Annotated in this window: 12 protein-coding genes; 7 read left to right on the top strand and 5 right to left on the bottom strand. The window is 36.7% G+C overall.

What is annotated here, in order from left to right:
- Nucleotides 1-128: 128 nt before the first annotated feature.
- Complete coding sequence (locus tag ACF3OC_RS07770) at nucleotides 129-1,304, bottom strand: FecR family protein (RefSeq protein WP_094281518.1); 1,176 nt, start codon at nucleotides 1,302-1,304, stop codon at nucleotides 129-131.
- Between the two features lie 141 nt (nucleotides 1,305-1,445).
- Nucleotides 1,446-2,048, bottom strand: a complete 603-nt coding sequence (locus tag ACF3OC_RS07765; RefSeq protein ID WP_094281516.1) for an RNA polymerase sigma factor — start codon at nucleotides 2,046-2,048, stop codon at nucleotides 1,446-1,448.
- 527 nt (nucleotides 2,049-2,575) lie between these two features.
- Between ACF3OC_RS07765 and ACF3OC_RS07760 the strand changes: the two genes are divergently transcribed.
- From ACF3OC_RS07760 to ACF3OC_RS07735, 6 genes are read left to right on the top strand one after another with little or no spacing between them, the layout of a single operon-like run.
- On the top strand, nucleotides 2,576-3,229 hold the full coding sequence (locus ACF3OC_RS07760) for a hydrolase (RefSeq protein ID WP_094281514.1): 654 nt from the start codon (nucleotides 2,576-2,578) through the stop codon (nucleotides 3,227-3,229).
- 27 nt (nucleotides 3,230-3,256) lie between these two features.
- Nucleotides 3,257-4,573 (top strand): alginate export family protein, encoded by a 1,317-nt coding sequence (locus ACF3OC_RS07755; RefSeq protein WP_094281512.1) that lies wholly within the window; start codon nucleotides 3,257-3,259, stop codon nucleotides 4,571-4,573.
- 27 nt (nucleotides 4,574-4,600) lie between these two features.
- On the top strand, nucleotides 4,601-6,517 hold the full coding sequence (locus tag ACF3OC_RS07750) for an amidohydrolase (protein ID WP_179221504.1): 1,917 nt from the start codon (nucleotides 4,601-4,603) through the stop codon (nucleotides 6,515-6,517).
- A 9-nt stretch (nucleotides 6,518-6,526) separates the two neighbouring features.
- A complete protein-coding gene (locus tag ACF3OC_RS07745; RefSeq protein ID WP_094281508.1) occupies nucleotides 6,527-6,949 on the top strand; it encodes a DoxX family protein in 423 nt (140 codons plus the stop codon).
- Between the two features lie 5 nt (nucleotides 6,950-6,954).
- Nucleotides 6,955-7,635, top strand: a complete 681-nt coding sequence (locus tag ACF3OC_RS07740; protein WP_094281506.1) for a YoaK family protein — start codon at nucleotides 6,955-6,957, stop codon at nucleotides 7,633-7,635.
- Between the two features lie 20 nt (nucleotides 7,636-7,655).
- Nucleotides 7,656-9,452 (top strand): amidohydrolase, encoded by a 1,797-nt coding sequence (locus ACF3OC_RS07735; protein WP_392471252.1) that lies wholly within the window; start codon nucleotides 7,656-7,658, stop codon nucleotides 9,450-9,452.
- 42 nt (nucleotides 9,453-9,494) lie between these two features.
- Here the strand turns inward: ACF3OC_RS07735 and ACF3OC_RS07730 are convergent, their stop codons facing one another.
- Complete coding sequence (locus ACF3OC_RS07730) at nucleotides 9,495-9,827, bottom strand: hypothetical protein (RefSeq protein WP_144043727.1); 333 nt, start codon at nucleotides 9,825-9,827, stop codon at nucleotides 9,495-9,497.
- 217 nt (nucleotides 9,828-10,044) lie between these two features.
- On the bottom strand, nucleotides 10,045-11,136 hold the full coding sequence (locus ACF3OC_RS07725) for a helix-turn-helix domain-containing protein (protein ID WP_392471250.1): 1,092 nt from the start codon (nucleotides 11,134-11,136) through the stop codon (nucleotides 10,045-10,047).
- Between the two features lie 176 nt (nucleotides 11,137-11,312).
- Between ACF3OC_RS07725 and ACF3OC_RS07720 the strand changes: the two genes are divergently transcribed.
- The gene (locus tag ACF3OC_RS07720; protein ID WP_094281498.1) at nucleotides 11,313-12,566 is read left to right on the top strand and encodes a YaiO family outer membrane beta-barrel protein; all 1,254 of its coding nucleotides are present in this window, start codon (nucleotides 11,313-11,315) and stop codon (nucleotides 12,564-12,566) included.
- 4 nt (nucleotides 12,567-12,570) lie between these two features.
- Here ACF3OC_RS07720 and ACF3OC_RS07715 read toward each other — a convergent pair whose 3' ends face one another.
- Nucleotides 12,571-15,969 (bottom strand): sulfatase-like hydrolase/transferase, encoded by a 3,399-nt coding sequence (locus tag ACF3OC_RS07715; RefSeq protein ID WP_094281496.1) that lies wholly within the window; start codon nucleotides 15,967-15,969, stop codon nucleotides 12,571-12,573.
- Nucleotide 15,970 lies beyond the last annotated feature (1 nt).

The following is a 15,970-nucleotide window of genomic DNA, read 5'->3' as shown; positions in this document are numbered from 1 at the left end:
TTATTAAGTTTGTATTGTCTGGTTTAAAAAATAGTTAGCTAAACTCTATTTTGGTCAGGTAAATCTGCCAGAGGTGTCTTCAGCACCTCGGCAGACTTTGTTGATATTTCAACTCATTCGAATCTCTTCTATTGATAAGCTGAAACTCTCCTATCCTTTACACTAAATTTAATTTTTGTATTTAATTCAATTGCCTCTAAAACTTCGTTCAATTTGACATCCCTGCGGATGGTTGCAGATAATTTTCGATCCTTAAATTTCCCCATATCTACCTCCACATCATACCAACGCTCAATCTGGTTTCCAAACTCCTCCAGGGTCAAATTATTAATCACATAAATACCATCTTTCCATGATGCATACTCATCAATATCTACTTCCCGCGTCTTTAAACTTCCTTCAGAGGAAAGAATCGCTTGTTGTCCGGGTTTAATCAATACTTTTTCTTTGCTCTTTGTAGAACTCACCTCTAAACTTCCTTCAACTAAGGTCGTCAGGTATCGACCCTTATCCCCATAAGTGTTCACATTAAAGCTAGTCCCCAGAACCTTGATCTCCTGCCCCCCTGTTTCAACAATAAAAGGCTGATCAGGATTTTTACTAACCTCCAAATAGGCTTCCCCACTAACCTTTACTCTTCGGTTTGGTCCTACAAACTGAGTTGGATATTCTAAAGAAGACGCAGAATTCAACCACACTTTCGTTCCATCGGCCAACTTAACTTGATACTGACCAGAACGCGGAGTACTCACCTTCGCAATTTTTACCGCATCAGATTTAACAAGACTTGTTCCATCGGAATAACTCATCCCATCTTCGGAAACAATTAATCCAGTTTGCGCTTCGCTTAGTGTAATGGACCTTTCACCTTCAAAGGATAAGGTTGCCCGATTGGATCCCGGAAGAATTTCTTCTGCTACAATTTGTACTTCTTGTCTTTCTTTACCTTTATTCAACATATAATACCAAACTGAACCAATGGTTAATAGTAGAACAATTGCAGCCACATATTTAAAATACTTCTGAAATTTATTTTGGGGAATTCTTAAAACGTGATTTTCTTCGTTGAGTTTTAGGGATAATTGCTTCCAGGTTTCATCAATTATTGGCAAAGATTTATCCAATAATGCTTGGTTTGGCTCCTCCTCTTCGGATAACTGGAAATATTCTTTGAAACAGGCTTCTCGTTCGGATTCATATTCCTCCGACTCAATAATGGATGCTAACAACTCAAGTTCTGCTTCATCCAAAGTATCATGAATATACTTGTAAAATAAAATACGATAATGTACCTTCTTTTCCATGCTGGATTTATAAAAGGGTCTTATTAAAAGTTAGTGTGTATATAATAAGTACACCAGCAATCCATAAACTAACAGTTCATCTTAATAAAAATTTTCAAATATTTTATAAAACCCTGAAAATCAATTCAATAAAATACAAAATTAACTCTTAAAATAATCACTGGATAAAAAAGGAATAATAAAAAACAACAAATGGGGCAGATGATTTTGAAGATAAAGTCTGATTTGTTTATTAGCGAGTTGCAAGTGTTGATTTATTGCTGAATGACTTATTTTTAGAGTATCGCTGATTTCCTTATAACTCTTACCTTCCAACTTATGCATCATATAGACTTCTCTTTGTCTATCAGTCAATGTGCTAAGCGCATCATTAAACACCTTATTTGTTTCTGCAAATTGTAGATCCTCCTCGATATGAGAATAGGATTCTCCAGGCTTGATTTGCATTATTCGGTTTTGTTCTCTGACTGCAGTTCGATATGAATTAAGGGAAAGGTTTGTGGCCATCATATAAAGAAGAGCCGCAAAAGAACGTTCTTCCTTCAAGTCAGCACGCATTTGCCAAATTTTTAGAAATATGTCCTGTAATAGATCTTGAGCTAAATCCTCAGATTTTACCAATTGAAGAAGTTTTATCGTTAGCTTGGGCGCATATTGATGATAAAGCTTCTCAAAAGCAACACGATCTCCTTGCTGCAATTGTACAAGCAAATCTCTTTCATCAATATGGTCTGGTTTAATCATTAATTAGAGTAAATTTCCTATGAATTGCACTAAAATACAAAAACAGTTCATTTTTGGTTCATTTTTAAATCACGGAAATTATTAATTTTCAAATCTCCACAAAAAGGCACATCTGTTATCCTTTTTTTTATAAAAAAATTTATCTTCTGGTCGAAAAACATAATTCTAGAGATAATAATTCCACCCAAAATGCGATATTATTTTATCTATTCACGAGAAATCAAAGCTGAGTAAAAGCAATTTTTTCCTTTATATTAAAAATCAACGACTATAAAATCATATAAAATATAGCCTCAAAGGCTAGAAATCGCATTTTACCCCCTGTTAGTAATTTCCTTAGAATTGTTAAAACTTACTCTATACTAAATGGTTGAACAAATAAATGTTCTTTTTAAATTTATTAACATAGATCAATGAATAACCCCTCCTCATAAAATACCTTTGAAATATACTTACATACAGAGATAATAATTTAAAAAGCAACTATTATTTAACTATTTATTTTTTCACTATTTAATTAAAAGATTATGACTTCCACAAATCCAACCCCAGCAAAATCACTTTTGACACCAGACAATCATGCTTTAGTGTTAATTGATCATGAAGGACAAATGGCTTTCGCTACTTCTTCTATCCCTATGATGCAATTGAGAGCGCATGTGGCTCTACTTGCAGGTGGATCTAAAATCTTCAATGTGCCTACAATCGTTACAACGGTTGCTGAAGAAACCTTCTCAGGACCTGTATTCCCAGAAATCGAAGATGTATACCCTCAATCTTCACACCCTTATATCGACCGTACAACTATGAACACTTGGGAAGACCAAAATGCACATGATGCAATCGTTGCAACCGGTAAAAAGAGAATTGTAATGGCAGGTTTATGGACTAGCGTTTGTATTGCAATGCCAGCATTATCTGCAATTGATGAAGGCTATGAAGTATATGTAGTTACTGATGCATGTGGTGATATCACACCTGAGGCTCATAACATGGCTATGATTCGTATGCAACAAGCTGGTGTAATTCCTATTACGGCTGTACAATATGTGCTTGAACTTCAAAGAGACTGGGCTCGCCAAGAAACTTATGAACCAGTAAACAACCTTATTAAACAAAGAGGTGGTTCTTATGGACTTGGTGTTCATTATGCAAAACATATGCTTAACAAAAACAATTAATCTTCTAGCCTTATTAAATATTAGAAGATGATAAAGAAAACCAAAAACTGGCGAATGATAATAAGTAAAGCTTTGCTATTAATAATTTTATTATTACCAGTTTTTGGTTTCTCTCAACAAAAGGATTCCACACTTACTACTAACAAAATAAGTTTCAAACAGGGAGGAGATATCCGCGTGCAATACTTTCACTTCGATAACCAAGACTGGAAAAAAAACAATAATTCCAACTATTTATTGACCCGATTCTTATGGAATGCTGCACTTAATTTTGGAGATAATCATCAAATAAAAGTCGAATTCCAAAGTGGGTTGGCGAATGGAATTCCTAAGCCAGTCTCACCGGTCGATGAAAATGTATTGGACCTTCATCAAGCTTATTACAAATACACGCTTAATACAGGAAAGGAAACTAAACTCGCTGTGATTGCTGGTCGTCAAGAACTGCAATATGGTTCTCAAAGAATTATATCCGTAAGAGAAGGCCCTAATAACAGGCAATCATTTGATGCGTTAAAAGTTAAATTTGAACAGAAAGACCTGACTTTGGACGCCTTCATTTCCACCTACGTACAAGCAAAAACTGGCTTCTTTAATGATAAATTCCTAAATCAAAATAATATCCTTTGGGGCATTTATGCCGTCAAGAAAAATGTCCCCCTGATTCAAAACTTGGACATCTACTACCTAGGAATTAAAAGGAATAAGGAAGTCATCAATCTACATACCTATGAAACTAAGAAACATTCTTTAGGGCTTCGTGTATGGGAAGGTAACTCAAACTTCACTTATGACTTAGAAGCATTGCTCCAATGGGGAAAATCCAAAACGGAAGATCGAATAAAATCATCAACCGCTTCGGCACATATTACCTATAAATTCGATGATTGGAAATGGAAACCCATCCTAGGAATCAAAGCTCAATATATCTCCGGGGATAAAGACTCCACCGATAAGATCATAAACACCTTTGACCCGACCTACCCTAAAGGCGCATATTTCGGTTTAAGCCCTATCATAGGACCTAAAAACTTAACAAACATACATGTTTACAGCAAATTGAATCCAATTCAGGATTTAAGCGTTTCCTTAGAATACATCTATTTCTGGCGAAACTCTACCCAAGATGCTGTATACGATGTCGGCGGAAATCCTTTGATCAATAGCTTGAATCAAAAATCTAAAAATATTGGTAGTCAATTTCAAATCAGTCCCCAATATCACCTCAAAGAAAAATTGGTGCTTATGGGAGATTTTGCCTACTTCAAAACAGATCAATTCTTAAAAGAATCGGATGCTGTGGATCTGTTCTCCGCTGCATTGGGAATTCAATATTCATTTTAGAAGTATAAACTTTAATTATAAATAATCATGAAAGCAGACATTATATTATACAACGGAAAGATTAATACTTTAGATAAAGAAAACCAAATAGCCAATGCAGTGGCTATAAAAGATGATAAATTTATTGCCGTTGGTACGGATAAAGAGGTAATGGATTTCGCAGACAACAAGACTAAACTTGTGGATTTGCAACAAAAAACTGTTATCCCTGGAATTAACGATTCTCATACCCACTTAATCCGCGGGGGATTAAACTATAACTTGGAACTCCGTTGGGATGGTGTCCCTTCATTGGCAGATGCCCTTAGAATGTTAAAAGAGCAAGTTGACAGAACACCAAACCCACAATGGGTGCGCGTTGTCGGTGGCTGGACAGAACAACAATTCGCTGAAAAAAGAATGCCAACCCTAGAGGAAATTAATGCAATCGCACCGGATACCCCAGTATTTATATTGCACCTTTATGATCGTGCTTTCTTGAATGCAGCAGCTTTGCGTGCAGTAGGATATGATAAAAACACGCCTAACCCTCCAGGTGGAGAAATTCAAAAAGATGCCAGTGGAAACCCTACAGGGTTAATCCTGGCAACGCCGAATGCAACAATCCTATACGCTACACTAGGTAAAGGTCCTAAATTGACCTTCGAGGAATCTTTGAACTCTACAAGACACTTTATGCGTGAATTGAACAGATTCGGAATTACCAGTGTCATCGACGCTGGTGGGGGTTCCCAAAACTATCCTGACGATTATAAAGTCATTGAAACCCTAAGGGATGAAGATGAACTTACCGTAAGAATTGCTTACAACCTATTCACTCAAAAGCCGAAAGAAGAATATCAAGACTTCCAAGGCTGGATCGATAGTGTAAAACTATTCCAAGGTGATGATAAATACAGACATAATGGTGCTGGTGAAATGCTGGTATATTCTGCAGCTGATTTTGAAGACTTCCTACAACCAAGACCGGATCTTCCTGATACCATGGAAGAAGAACTTGAAAAAGTGGTCAAATTATTGGTGACCAACAGATGGCCATTCCGCTTACACGCTACTTATAACGAAAGCATCAATAGGTTTTTAAATGTCTTTGAAAAAGTGAACAAAGAAGTTCCTTTTGATGGCTTACATTGGATCTTTGACCATGCAGAAACTATTACTGAACAAAACATCGAACGTGTTAAGGCATTGGGTGGTGGTATTGCAATTCAACATAGAATGGCATTTCAAGGAGAATATTTCTCTGATCGCTATGGTAAGGAAGCAACTGAACATACGCCACCAGTCAAAAAAATGTTGGAAATGGGTGTTCCTGTTGCTGGAGGTACCGATGCAACCCGGGTTGCCAGTTACAACCCTTGGATAGGATTATATTGGTTGACCGCAGGTAAAACCGTCGGTGGACAACGCATCTATTCTGACTCTACAGTCCTTGATCGTCAAACCGCGCTAGAATTATACACCAAAGGTGGATCTTGGTTCTCCAATGAACAAGGCAAAAAAGGGGAAATAAAAGTAGGTCAGTTAGGAGATCTTGTCGTATTGGATCGTGATTATTTTAATGTTCAAGAGGACCAAATCAAGGATATTGAAGCAGACTTAACAGTCGTGGGTGGGAAGATCGTATATGCGAAGGGGGATTTCAGAAATGAGGCTCCTCCGGTTCTTCCAATTCTTCCAGATTGGTCACCAACCAAAAGCTATAATGGATATTACCCTGGTTCTAACAACTTGGAATTATCAAGCTATAATAGAAATGCTTCAGATGTAAATACAGCGAAAGCAAGAGCAATGGCTCAGGCACAAGCTCAATATATCCATGCTTGTATAGGTTCTTGTAACGTCCATGGACATAATCATAATGTAGCAAGAATGAGCAATATTCCTGTAAATAATTACACCTCTTTCTGGGGAACTTTAGGTTGTTCTTGTTTCTCATTTTAATACTTATCCATGTTAGAGCTATTATCCAAAATATTATACTCTGATTTAGGATCAGAATTTAACAACTGGGTATTCCTAGGTTTTAGGGTGTTGCTGATGATTGAACTTATCCGTGTCCATGGATTAAAAAAACTGGATGCACATCACGACACCCCCAATCCTTTGGGATTACCTCGAAAACTAAATAATTTCATTTCTGTTTTCGCGACACTTTATCTTCCAATCTTAGGAATAGTAGGCCTTGGTACACGATTGGTTATCCTGCCAGCTTTAATGATTACCGCAATTGGGTACTTCGTAATCCATAGAAAGGATAGCGTAGTCGAAAGAGATGTACCCTATATGTACACTTTGACACTATTGCTTCTTGTATTATTAGGCCCTGGAACCAAATCCCTGGACTACTGGATCTTAAACAATTTTCTACATTAATTATTATGGAAAACAACATTTCAAAAATCATCTCTAATTTCCTCCTGGTATTCGTCGCTGGATATGCAGATACCGCAACGTTCACCTCTGGAAATGAAGTCTTCTCGGCCCATGTGACAGGAAACTTTGTGGTATTTGCCAATAAATTGATCCATAATCCACAGCTCGCTGACTTTAGTATTCTGCTCACCTTCCCTGTTTTTATTATCGCGGTGTATTGTACAGGATTCCTGAACAATAAAATCAAGGATGAAAGAGCTTTGTACTTGGTAATGGGTGTAATATTAGCCATATCTGCATTGTTATCCTACTTTGTTGGGAAGGATTACCCCGTAGAATCCTTTGTGAATTTCGCAATTGTACTTGTTGTGGTGTTCGCTTTGGGAATTCAAAATGCAGTCAATAAACTTTATGGGAATTCAACATTTGGACCGACAACAGTGATGACCGGAAATGTTACGAAAGCAACCCTTGATTTCTGCCATGCATTTACTGGCGAAGAGAAAAATGCAGAGACCAAATCAAGCTTTTGGAGAGTCCTTGTATTAATCGTAGGCTTTTTGATCGGATGTATCCTTGGTGCAATCTTATCCGCTAAATATGGACTAGTGGTCTTATTGATTCCTGCTCTATTAGTTCTTGCATACTACGCATTCTTCTTCCAGAAAAAAGCCGTAAGTAATTAGTTCATAAAATAATATCGATCATGAGAAACTTAAAGAATACCTTCCTGACTACATTATTAGCTGTCATAGTTGCACTTTCCTCTAATCATTTACATGCTCAAGGAAATGCTGATATCATAATTTATAATGCTAAAGTCCATGCAATGGATGAAAACAATACAACTGCAGAAGCAATTGCTCTAAAAGGCAACAAAATTCTTGCAATCGGAACAAATACAGAGATCAATAAACTTCGCAGCAAGAAAAGTAAGTCTATCGATGCGAAAGGCAAAACAGTAGTTCCGGGATTATTCGATTCTCATGCGCATGTTATTCGCGCTGGACGATTTTATAATAGTGAACTACGCTGGGACGGAGTGAACAGCCTCGAGAAAGCACTACAAATGCTAAAAGAACAAGCCCAAAGAACACCAAAAGGACAATGGGTCCGAGTAGTAGGTGGATGGTCACCATATCAATTCAAAGAAGAACGATTCCCAACACTTGAAGAAATCAATGCTGCAACTGGGGATGTTCCTACTTTCGTGCTTTATTTATATGGGAAAGTGTATCTGAATAAAGCAGCAATTGCTGCCTTGAAACTTAATTCGGAAAGTGAAAATCCTCCAGGTGGATTAATTGAACGTGATAAGCATGGAAACCCTACGGGAATGCTATTTGCCGAACCAAATGCTTTTATTCTCTACTCTACCCTGGCTAAACTTCCTGAACTTTCTGATGCCGAAAAAATCAACTCCTCCTTATTGTATATGACGGAGTTGAACAGATTGGGAATTACTTCCGTAATGGATGCGGGTGGTGGTTTCCAAAATTACCCTGATGATTACGGTATCACCGATCAATTAAATGAAGAAGGAAAAATAACCATTCGACTCCCACATTACCTGTTCGCACAAAAGAAAGGTCAAGAGCTTAAGGATTATACCAAATGGGTGGGCATGGTTGATGTAGGAATTCATCCCAAAGCAACCGCAACACCTAAGGATTATTATGTAGCCGGAGCGGGAGAAAATATTGTGGCTGATGCAGGAGACTTTGAAAACTTCCTTTTCCCTCGCCCTGAACTCCCAGATTCCATGGAAACTCAATTATTGCCAGTAATCCGATTATTGGTCAACAATAAATGGCCTTTCAGGTTGCACGCAACTTACGACCAAACCATTGGTAGGATGCTCGATGTAATCGAAGCTGTCAATGAGGAAAACCCATTGGGCGATCTGGTTTGGTTTATTGACCATGCCGAAACAGTCAGTGATGCAAACCTAAAGAGGATAAAAGCCCTAGGCGGTGGAATTGCAATCCAAAATAGAATGTCCTTTCAAGGTGAAAATTTTATTCGTCGATACGGTAAGAAAGCCGCCAATGAAGCCCCGCCAATTCATAAAATCTTGGAAATGGGAATCCCTGTTGGTTTAGGGACAGATGCTACCCGAGTATCTTCTTTCAACCCTTGGTTGGCAATCCATTGGTTAGTATCCGGAAAAACTGTCGGTAACACTGAGGTTCTGCAGAAAGAAAATCGACTGGATAGGAATTTAGCATTAAAACTAATGACTAAAGGCGGCTATGACCTGATTAAACAAAGTCACGAAAAAGGTATGTTGAAGCCTGGTTATTTTGCTGACTTAATTATCCTTAATGAGGATTATTTCAATGTCCCTGAAGATAATATTAAAAACCTTAAATCTAACCTAACCATTGTCGATGGAAAGGTGGTATATGCCGATGACCAATTCCAGGATTTCAAAAAACCTGAGCTTGAAGTAATTCCGAGTTGGAGCCCTGTCAAATATTATGGAGGATATCAACATAATTAACATCCTTCCTTGATTAATAAAATTACCCAAACTAGCAGAAGCCTACCCAGCTTCTGCTAGTCTTTTTATACCCCTCAATGCTTGACTCACATACAGCATGACCCAATGTGCATTGGCTTGATCTCGACCTTCTTCTTCCAATGGCTTGGCCTCCAAACATAAACTTATCCCCACAATATTCTCTTTTAAGGTATAGATATAATCAATATTATTTTCAATATCCCAATGGTTGATATAGGTCTTCTCCGAATCTACACGAAGCTCCTTAAAAACCTCAATGCCTGCCTCCCATTCCTTTATGTATTTATGGTTTACCAATAGCTCTTCAACAAATTCTAAATCTGCATTTATAGCAATTTCTTCATAGTACCTCATTTCTAAAAATTTTGATCTTCTCATGGATGTATTTCCAATTATATAGAACCAAAATTAGTGCGCTTTATAAGGAAAACCGTTTCAACTTATAGTTTGGAACAACTAAAATAAAAAACAATCAAAAATCTGATTAAGTGTTAGTTACAAGTTCTACTTTATAAATACGAACAAGTATATCTAAGAATTTAGTTAAAATTCGTACTCGAACTAAACTATTTTAGGATTTGGATTGTCGGAATTCGGAGGGGGTCTGCCCTGTCATGTTTTTAAAAACAGTATTGAAGGCAGTTTTCGAATTAAAGCCAGAAGCAAATCCTATGGAAACCATATTATAGGCGTCCATGTCGGGATCGACTAAAAGCTTTTTGGCCCTTTCAACCCGATAGGCATTGATATATTGAAAGAAATTCACCTCGAAACCTGAATTGATAATATAGGATAACTGATGACTATTCAAATTCATCCTTTGCGCTAGTTTCACCAAATTTAGCTCAGAATCTAGATAAACCTCCTCGGATTCCATTAATTTCGCAAGTCTTGACTTTGCCTCCAACAATTCCTTATCGCTCATCAATTTGACTTTGGCATCCGAGTTCTCACTCGAAATGGAACTAGCAGATTCCAAAGTCTCCTCCAACTTCAAGCCCACTGGAAAAATCTCAACCTGCCGAATGGAATAAAAAGTAACTAAATATAGAATGAACAAGAAAAATAGATTGGTTAATGAATTCAAATCCCTATCAGGATAAATCAGGTTCAGCATTAAGAAAAACACGGAGCATAGAAGGCAGAAATAGATAATGTATTTGATCCAACTTAAATCAATATTATAAGTATTGGAAGAAAAGGATTCTATTACTTTTTGATGTTTTTGTACTTTAAAATATGCCAACACATTACAAGCTAAAGCTTGTGTAAAAAACAAACCCATTAATATGGTTTTATAACCTTTAAATTCATGGTCCTTTCCTAAAAACATGACCGATAAAAAGATGACGGGTAGTACGATAAAGAGTAAATCCCGCTTTTTGAATTTATAATGCGGATTGGTGTAGAACACAACACTTCCTAAAAACACCAATGGAACCATAAATTGTAAAAAACGGAGACTAAAGAAAATGGTATCCGAAGGAAAAGTTTGAGCTGGATAAATCATCTCATCGAGCCAAAAGCTGGACCAAATCAATACAAAGAACCCAAACCAGATATTAGCTTTTTTATTTACCCTTAATGCATTGCTGAAGTTTAGAAATGCCAATAAAAACATTCCGCCTACAATCAGGGTTTTGATAAGGTTACCTAAGTCCATTAATAAACTTCTTATTCAAGCTAAAATCTTCCATAAAGAAAAATAAAACAAACCAAAGTCCAAAACTTTATGTTATCTCTTCAGTTGAATTAATAAAATATAATATTATATCTATTTATTTACTAATATATCAATTAAAACAGATTACCTTTGCAAACCATCGAGTTAATCTACTTATGAATTTAAGAACGCAACTATTAATTATTCTAGTATTTTTTTTAGGTTTTGGCTCACTAAATGTGCAAGCCCAGGATAGTAACCTGAATTCAGATGAACTTTTTCAAAGAGCTCGAATTGAGGCTTTTGACAATAAAGATTATCCAAAAGCAGTAAATTTAGCTAAAGTAGCTTTGGCTAAAAGTCCGGATTATACTGATATCAGTATTTTCCTGGGTAGGTTATACACTTGGATGGATAAAATAGACTCCGCAAGAATCGTATTTAATCAGCTTGATGTCAAGGATGTAAAAGATCCTGACTTCTATTTCGCTTATGGTTCGCTGGAGTACTGGGAAGATAATTATCCTCAAGCATTAACAATTGTAAACAAAGGCCTTCTTAAGGATCCTAAGTCAATGGATCTTCTCCTTCTAAAATCTAAAATTGCCAATGCCTCTAAGGATTATAAATCTGCAAAAACAACATTGGATGAGATCTTAGAAATTGACCCTAAAAATGCAGATGCTAGAACCCTGCAAATTGCCATCAAAGAACAGGTTGCCAGCAATGAGGTAGGGATTAATTACAACTGGATGTATTTCGATAAGCAATTCGATGACAACTGGCATATTTTGGGATTGAGCTATAAAAGAGGAACCCCAATTGGATCCTTTATTTTTAGAGCAAACTTGGCTAATAAATTCGGAAGCAACGGAACCCAATTCGAATTGGAAGCCTATCCCCGTCTCTCCAAAATGTTTTATATGTACCTTGGAACAGGCTTTTCTAATAGTGAGGGATTATTCCCGAAATTTAGAACCGCAGCATCCTTATACGCTAATCTTCCCGCAAGCTTTGAAGCAGAAGTAGGTTTCAGGCAGTTGAAATTTACTGATAATGTATGGATGTACACTGCGTCCATTGGAAAGTATTATAAAAACTTCTGGTTCAATGCCAGAACTTACCTAACTCCTGGAGAAAACAATATCTCCCAATCCTATGCCGGAACGGTACGCTATTACACAAAAGGCTCTGACGATTATTTAGGATTTATTGTAGGAACGGGTATTAGCCCTGATCAAAATCGTGAAAATCTTTTATTCGATAATGAATATAAGTTGAAGACCTTTAAAAGTGGGGTTGACTATAATTTCTCCCTAAAATCTAAGAATATATTCAATATCTCTGCAACTTATTATAATGTTGAATACAAACCAAAGACTCGAGACAATCAAGTTGATGTTAGTCTTGGTTACAGAAGAAGATTCTAAATATTTAAGGCTTGAAATAGGATGAAAAAACACTATCAGGCAAGAGCTTCATCGAAGAGGTAAATTGCCTATTCATCTTTTTGAAAATCTCAAATTTCTCATTCGTTTCTCGACCTCTAGAATCCATTTCAATTCGATCCTCAGTCATACCTTTGTTCAATTGATATTCGACACCTGAATTCAGATGAATATCGCCATAAACAAAATCAACCAACTGGGATTTACTCTGCATAATAGGAATACCAAATCCTTTTTTACTTCCTCCAACATCAAGTCCTTGACCTATCCAGGTAACCTTTTCGGGTACTTTTAGTTGGTAATTCTCTTTGTAATAAGCCATTATTGTCGGAGCAAGATCAAAATGACTTACAACCTGTTGGAACCTTCTTTTCGACTTTAATAATGGCGAATAAACAATCAATGGCACATGATATCGGTCAATCTTACTTTGCAATGGTATCTCTGGCATACTATGATCCCCCGTAATAATGAAGATAGTATGATTAAAATCCGTCCTTTTTTGGTAATCCATAAAGAATTCTCTCAAGGCATCATCCACATTTAATACTGAAATCAATTGCTTTCTATTCTCTAATGCGAATTTCTTTTGAACAGTACTCAGTTTTATTTTTTGAACTCTCTGATCAAACATGGCCCCATATTTCGCCGCATCATTGATCAAAAATGGATTATGCGTAGATAAGGTCAATGCGATATGGAAATGTTTTCTTGGATTGCCTCGGTCAGCCAATGCCAATTGATTCAATACGGCCTGATCTTCATATCCCCAACTTTCACCATTGCTGCTCGGTAACTTTTTGTAACCTTCCGGAAATGATTTCACATCTACTAAGGCATCAACCTTGTTCGCCTCCAAGTATTTAGCCATATAGTCAAATTCAGAATCCCCACCATAGAAAAAAGAAGTAGAAAACCCATTATGCTTTAGGATATTGATCAGATTAAAATGATTTGGATAGTCATTTAACTCCAAGAAACCAGAATTTCCAAAGGGTAGAGATCCTAATATTGTCGGAAGTACCGAAAAGGTACGTCCCGATGAACTCAAGTTATTTTCCCATACCAATGAACTATCTTTCAATCCATTGAGGAAAGGGGTAAAATCTCCAATATAACCGTTCGGGTCACTGTATGCATTTCCCAATCCTTCCACTAGGATTAAAACCAAATTTGGAACTGAATCACTATGATTCATCAATGGCCCCAAAATATCCTTTGTTTGGTCTACTTTAAGAAATGGATAATCTCCTGAAACTTGTGCATATATTTCATTATTTTTCGTTATTCCCAAGGTTTCTTCCAGGTCATCCATTAGCAATTTGGCATTGCTCTCAATAAAAAAGCCTAGTTTACTTTTTTCTGCACTCTCTAAAAACTCGTCTTTCGAGGTACTCTTTATTTCTCCACCTAATGAAAGATAACCAAGCGCTATCGCAGAAATACACAAGAATCCAAGTGCCAATTTACCTGATCCCTGATACTTCTTTGTGATTTTATGAAATACAAAAAACAAGAAACCTAGTCCTATAATTAACCCAAGTATATTCAGCCAATTCAAAACGCCACTTGCTAATAAAATATTCCTTAATTCTTCGGACGAGTAAAAAAATAAATCCGTTCCCAGAAGGTTTCGAGATTCTGCAAAATAAAATGCCAGAACAAGCTGTGAAACCAAAAGAACACTCGCCAAAACTTGAAGGGTTAGTATGGATAAATGACGATTGAACAATGATATTATCCCATAAATAACAAAGAACAACATCAAGATCACAAAGCCAATCAAGATATTATTCAACAAGAGCATAAAAAATGAATCAAGATGTGCGAATTGAGGGATATTGTTCTTATAAATAAAGAATTCCAAGATGCTAAAAACAGAAATCAGAATCATAAAAACACTGGCCACGGAACTAAATTCTCTGAACAACGATTTTGCAATTCGTATTGCCTTCTGTTTGAAGGTTTCATCTTCCTGATCGGAAAATCCTCGTCTTGTCATTTCTCCCCAGGAATTATTTTTACGGAAATAATCTATCATTCCCCGAATTCCTGCCATGGTTACAATAGGATGGAAATAGAAAGGTTCAATAACTGCTGTCAGAATCAATTTTGTCAAATCCTTTCTTTTAGTATAAACCTGATAGCTGACCAAATCGACAGATATAGCGTATACAGAATAAAGAATACTAGAAAATAAAACTAAAGCGAATAAGGCTAGGAAAAAGGTCCAATTCAAAAGTCCGGCAAATAGAAATATCCAGAAAATGATATAACCTGAAAACTCTATAAATGGACCTAAAAATTCAAAGAAAAACCAGTAAGGTAAACTTAGCATTCCCATTTTACCATACCTTGGATTGAACATCATTTTTCTATGCTTCCAGAGCGTTTCCATCGTTCCTCGCATCCAACGATTTCTTTGCTTCTTCAAAACCGCCTTATCTTCTGGAACCTCTGTCCAACATAATGGATCTGGGATAGTAATTACCTGATGGGGCAACTTACTCTCTTTCATGTAGCGTCGCATCCGAACGACCAATTCCATATCTTCTCCGACTGTATTAGGGTCATAACCACCACATGCCAGAACTATCTCCTTATCAAAAGCACCAAATGCCCCTGAAATTAAAATTAAACCACTGGCTCGGGACCATGCCATTCGACCCAATACAAATGCACGGATATATTCTAATGCCTGACTCCGTCCTAACCAACTCTTCGGTAAATTCACCTCCACAACCTTCCCATTCTCAACCTTGCAATTGTTCGCCAATCGAATGGTACCCCCACAAGCTATCAATCGCTTATCTGTTTGCTCCATAAATGGCTTTGCAAGGCGCAAGATTGCATCTTGCTCTATAATACAATCGACATCAATACATACTATATAATCCGACTTTGAAATATTGATCCCAACATTTAGGGCATCTGCTTTACCTCCATTCACTTTATCAACAACAATCAACTTTTTAAATGCTGGGTTCTTACTTTTATAGACCTGCAACACCTCCTTGGTAGGAATATTACCTGGAATAATATAAGATACCTTCTCAAGTTGATAGGCTTCAATTAATCGAGCAATAGAATCATCCTTGGACCCATCATTGACAATGATAATCTCCAGTTTATGATAATAAATCGATAATAAGGAACGAACATTCTCAACCACTGTCATGCCTTCATTATAGGCTGGAGCAATTAAACTGAAACTCGGTGCATTCGGATTGGAAGCAATAATCGAATAATCTGTAAAAATATTACCATGTTTATACCGCAATACAGCTCCATAGGAAAATAGTGCAATCCATGTATAAACACTAAAGATTCCAATGGAATAAATTAAAAACAACCAAACTATGATTTCATAAATAATCTCAGCCATC

It is taken from the genome of Sphingobacterium cellulitidis (assembly GCF_043187465.1).
GTDB lineage: Bacteria > Bacteroidota > Bacteroidia > Sphingobacteriales > Sphingobacteriaceae > Sphingobacterium > Sphingobacterium cellulitidis.
Note: the sequence above shows the minus strand (reverse complement) of the source record. Positions and strands in the feature narration are given on the sequence as shown.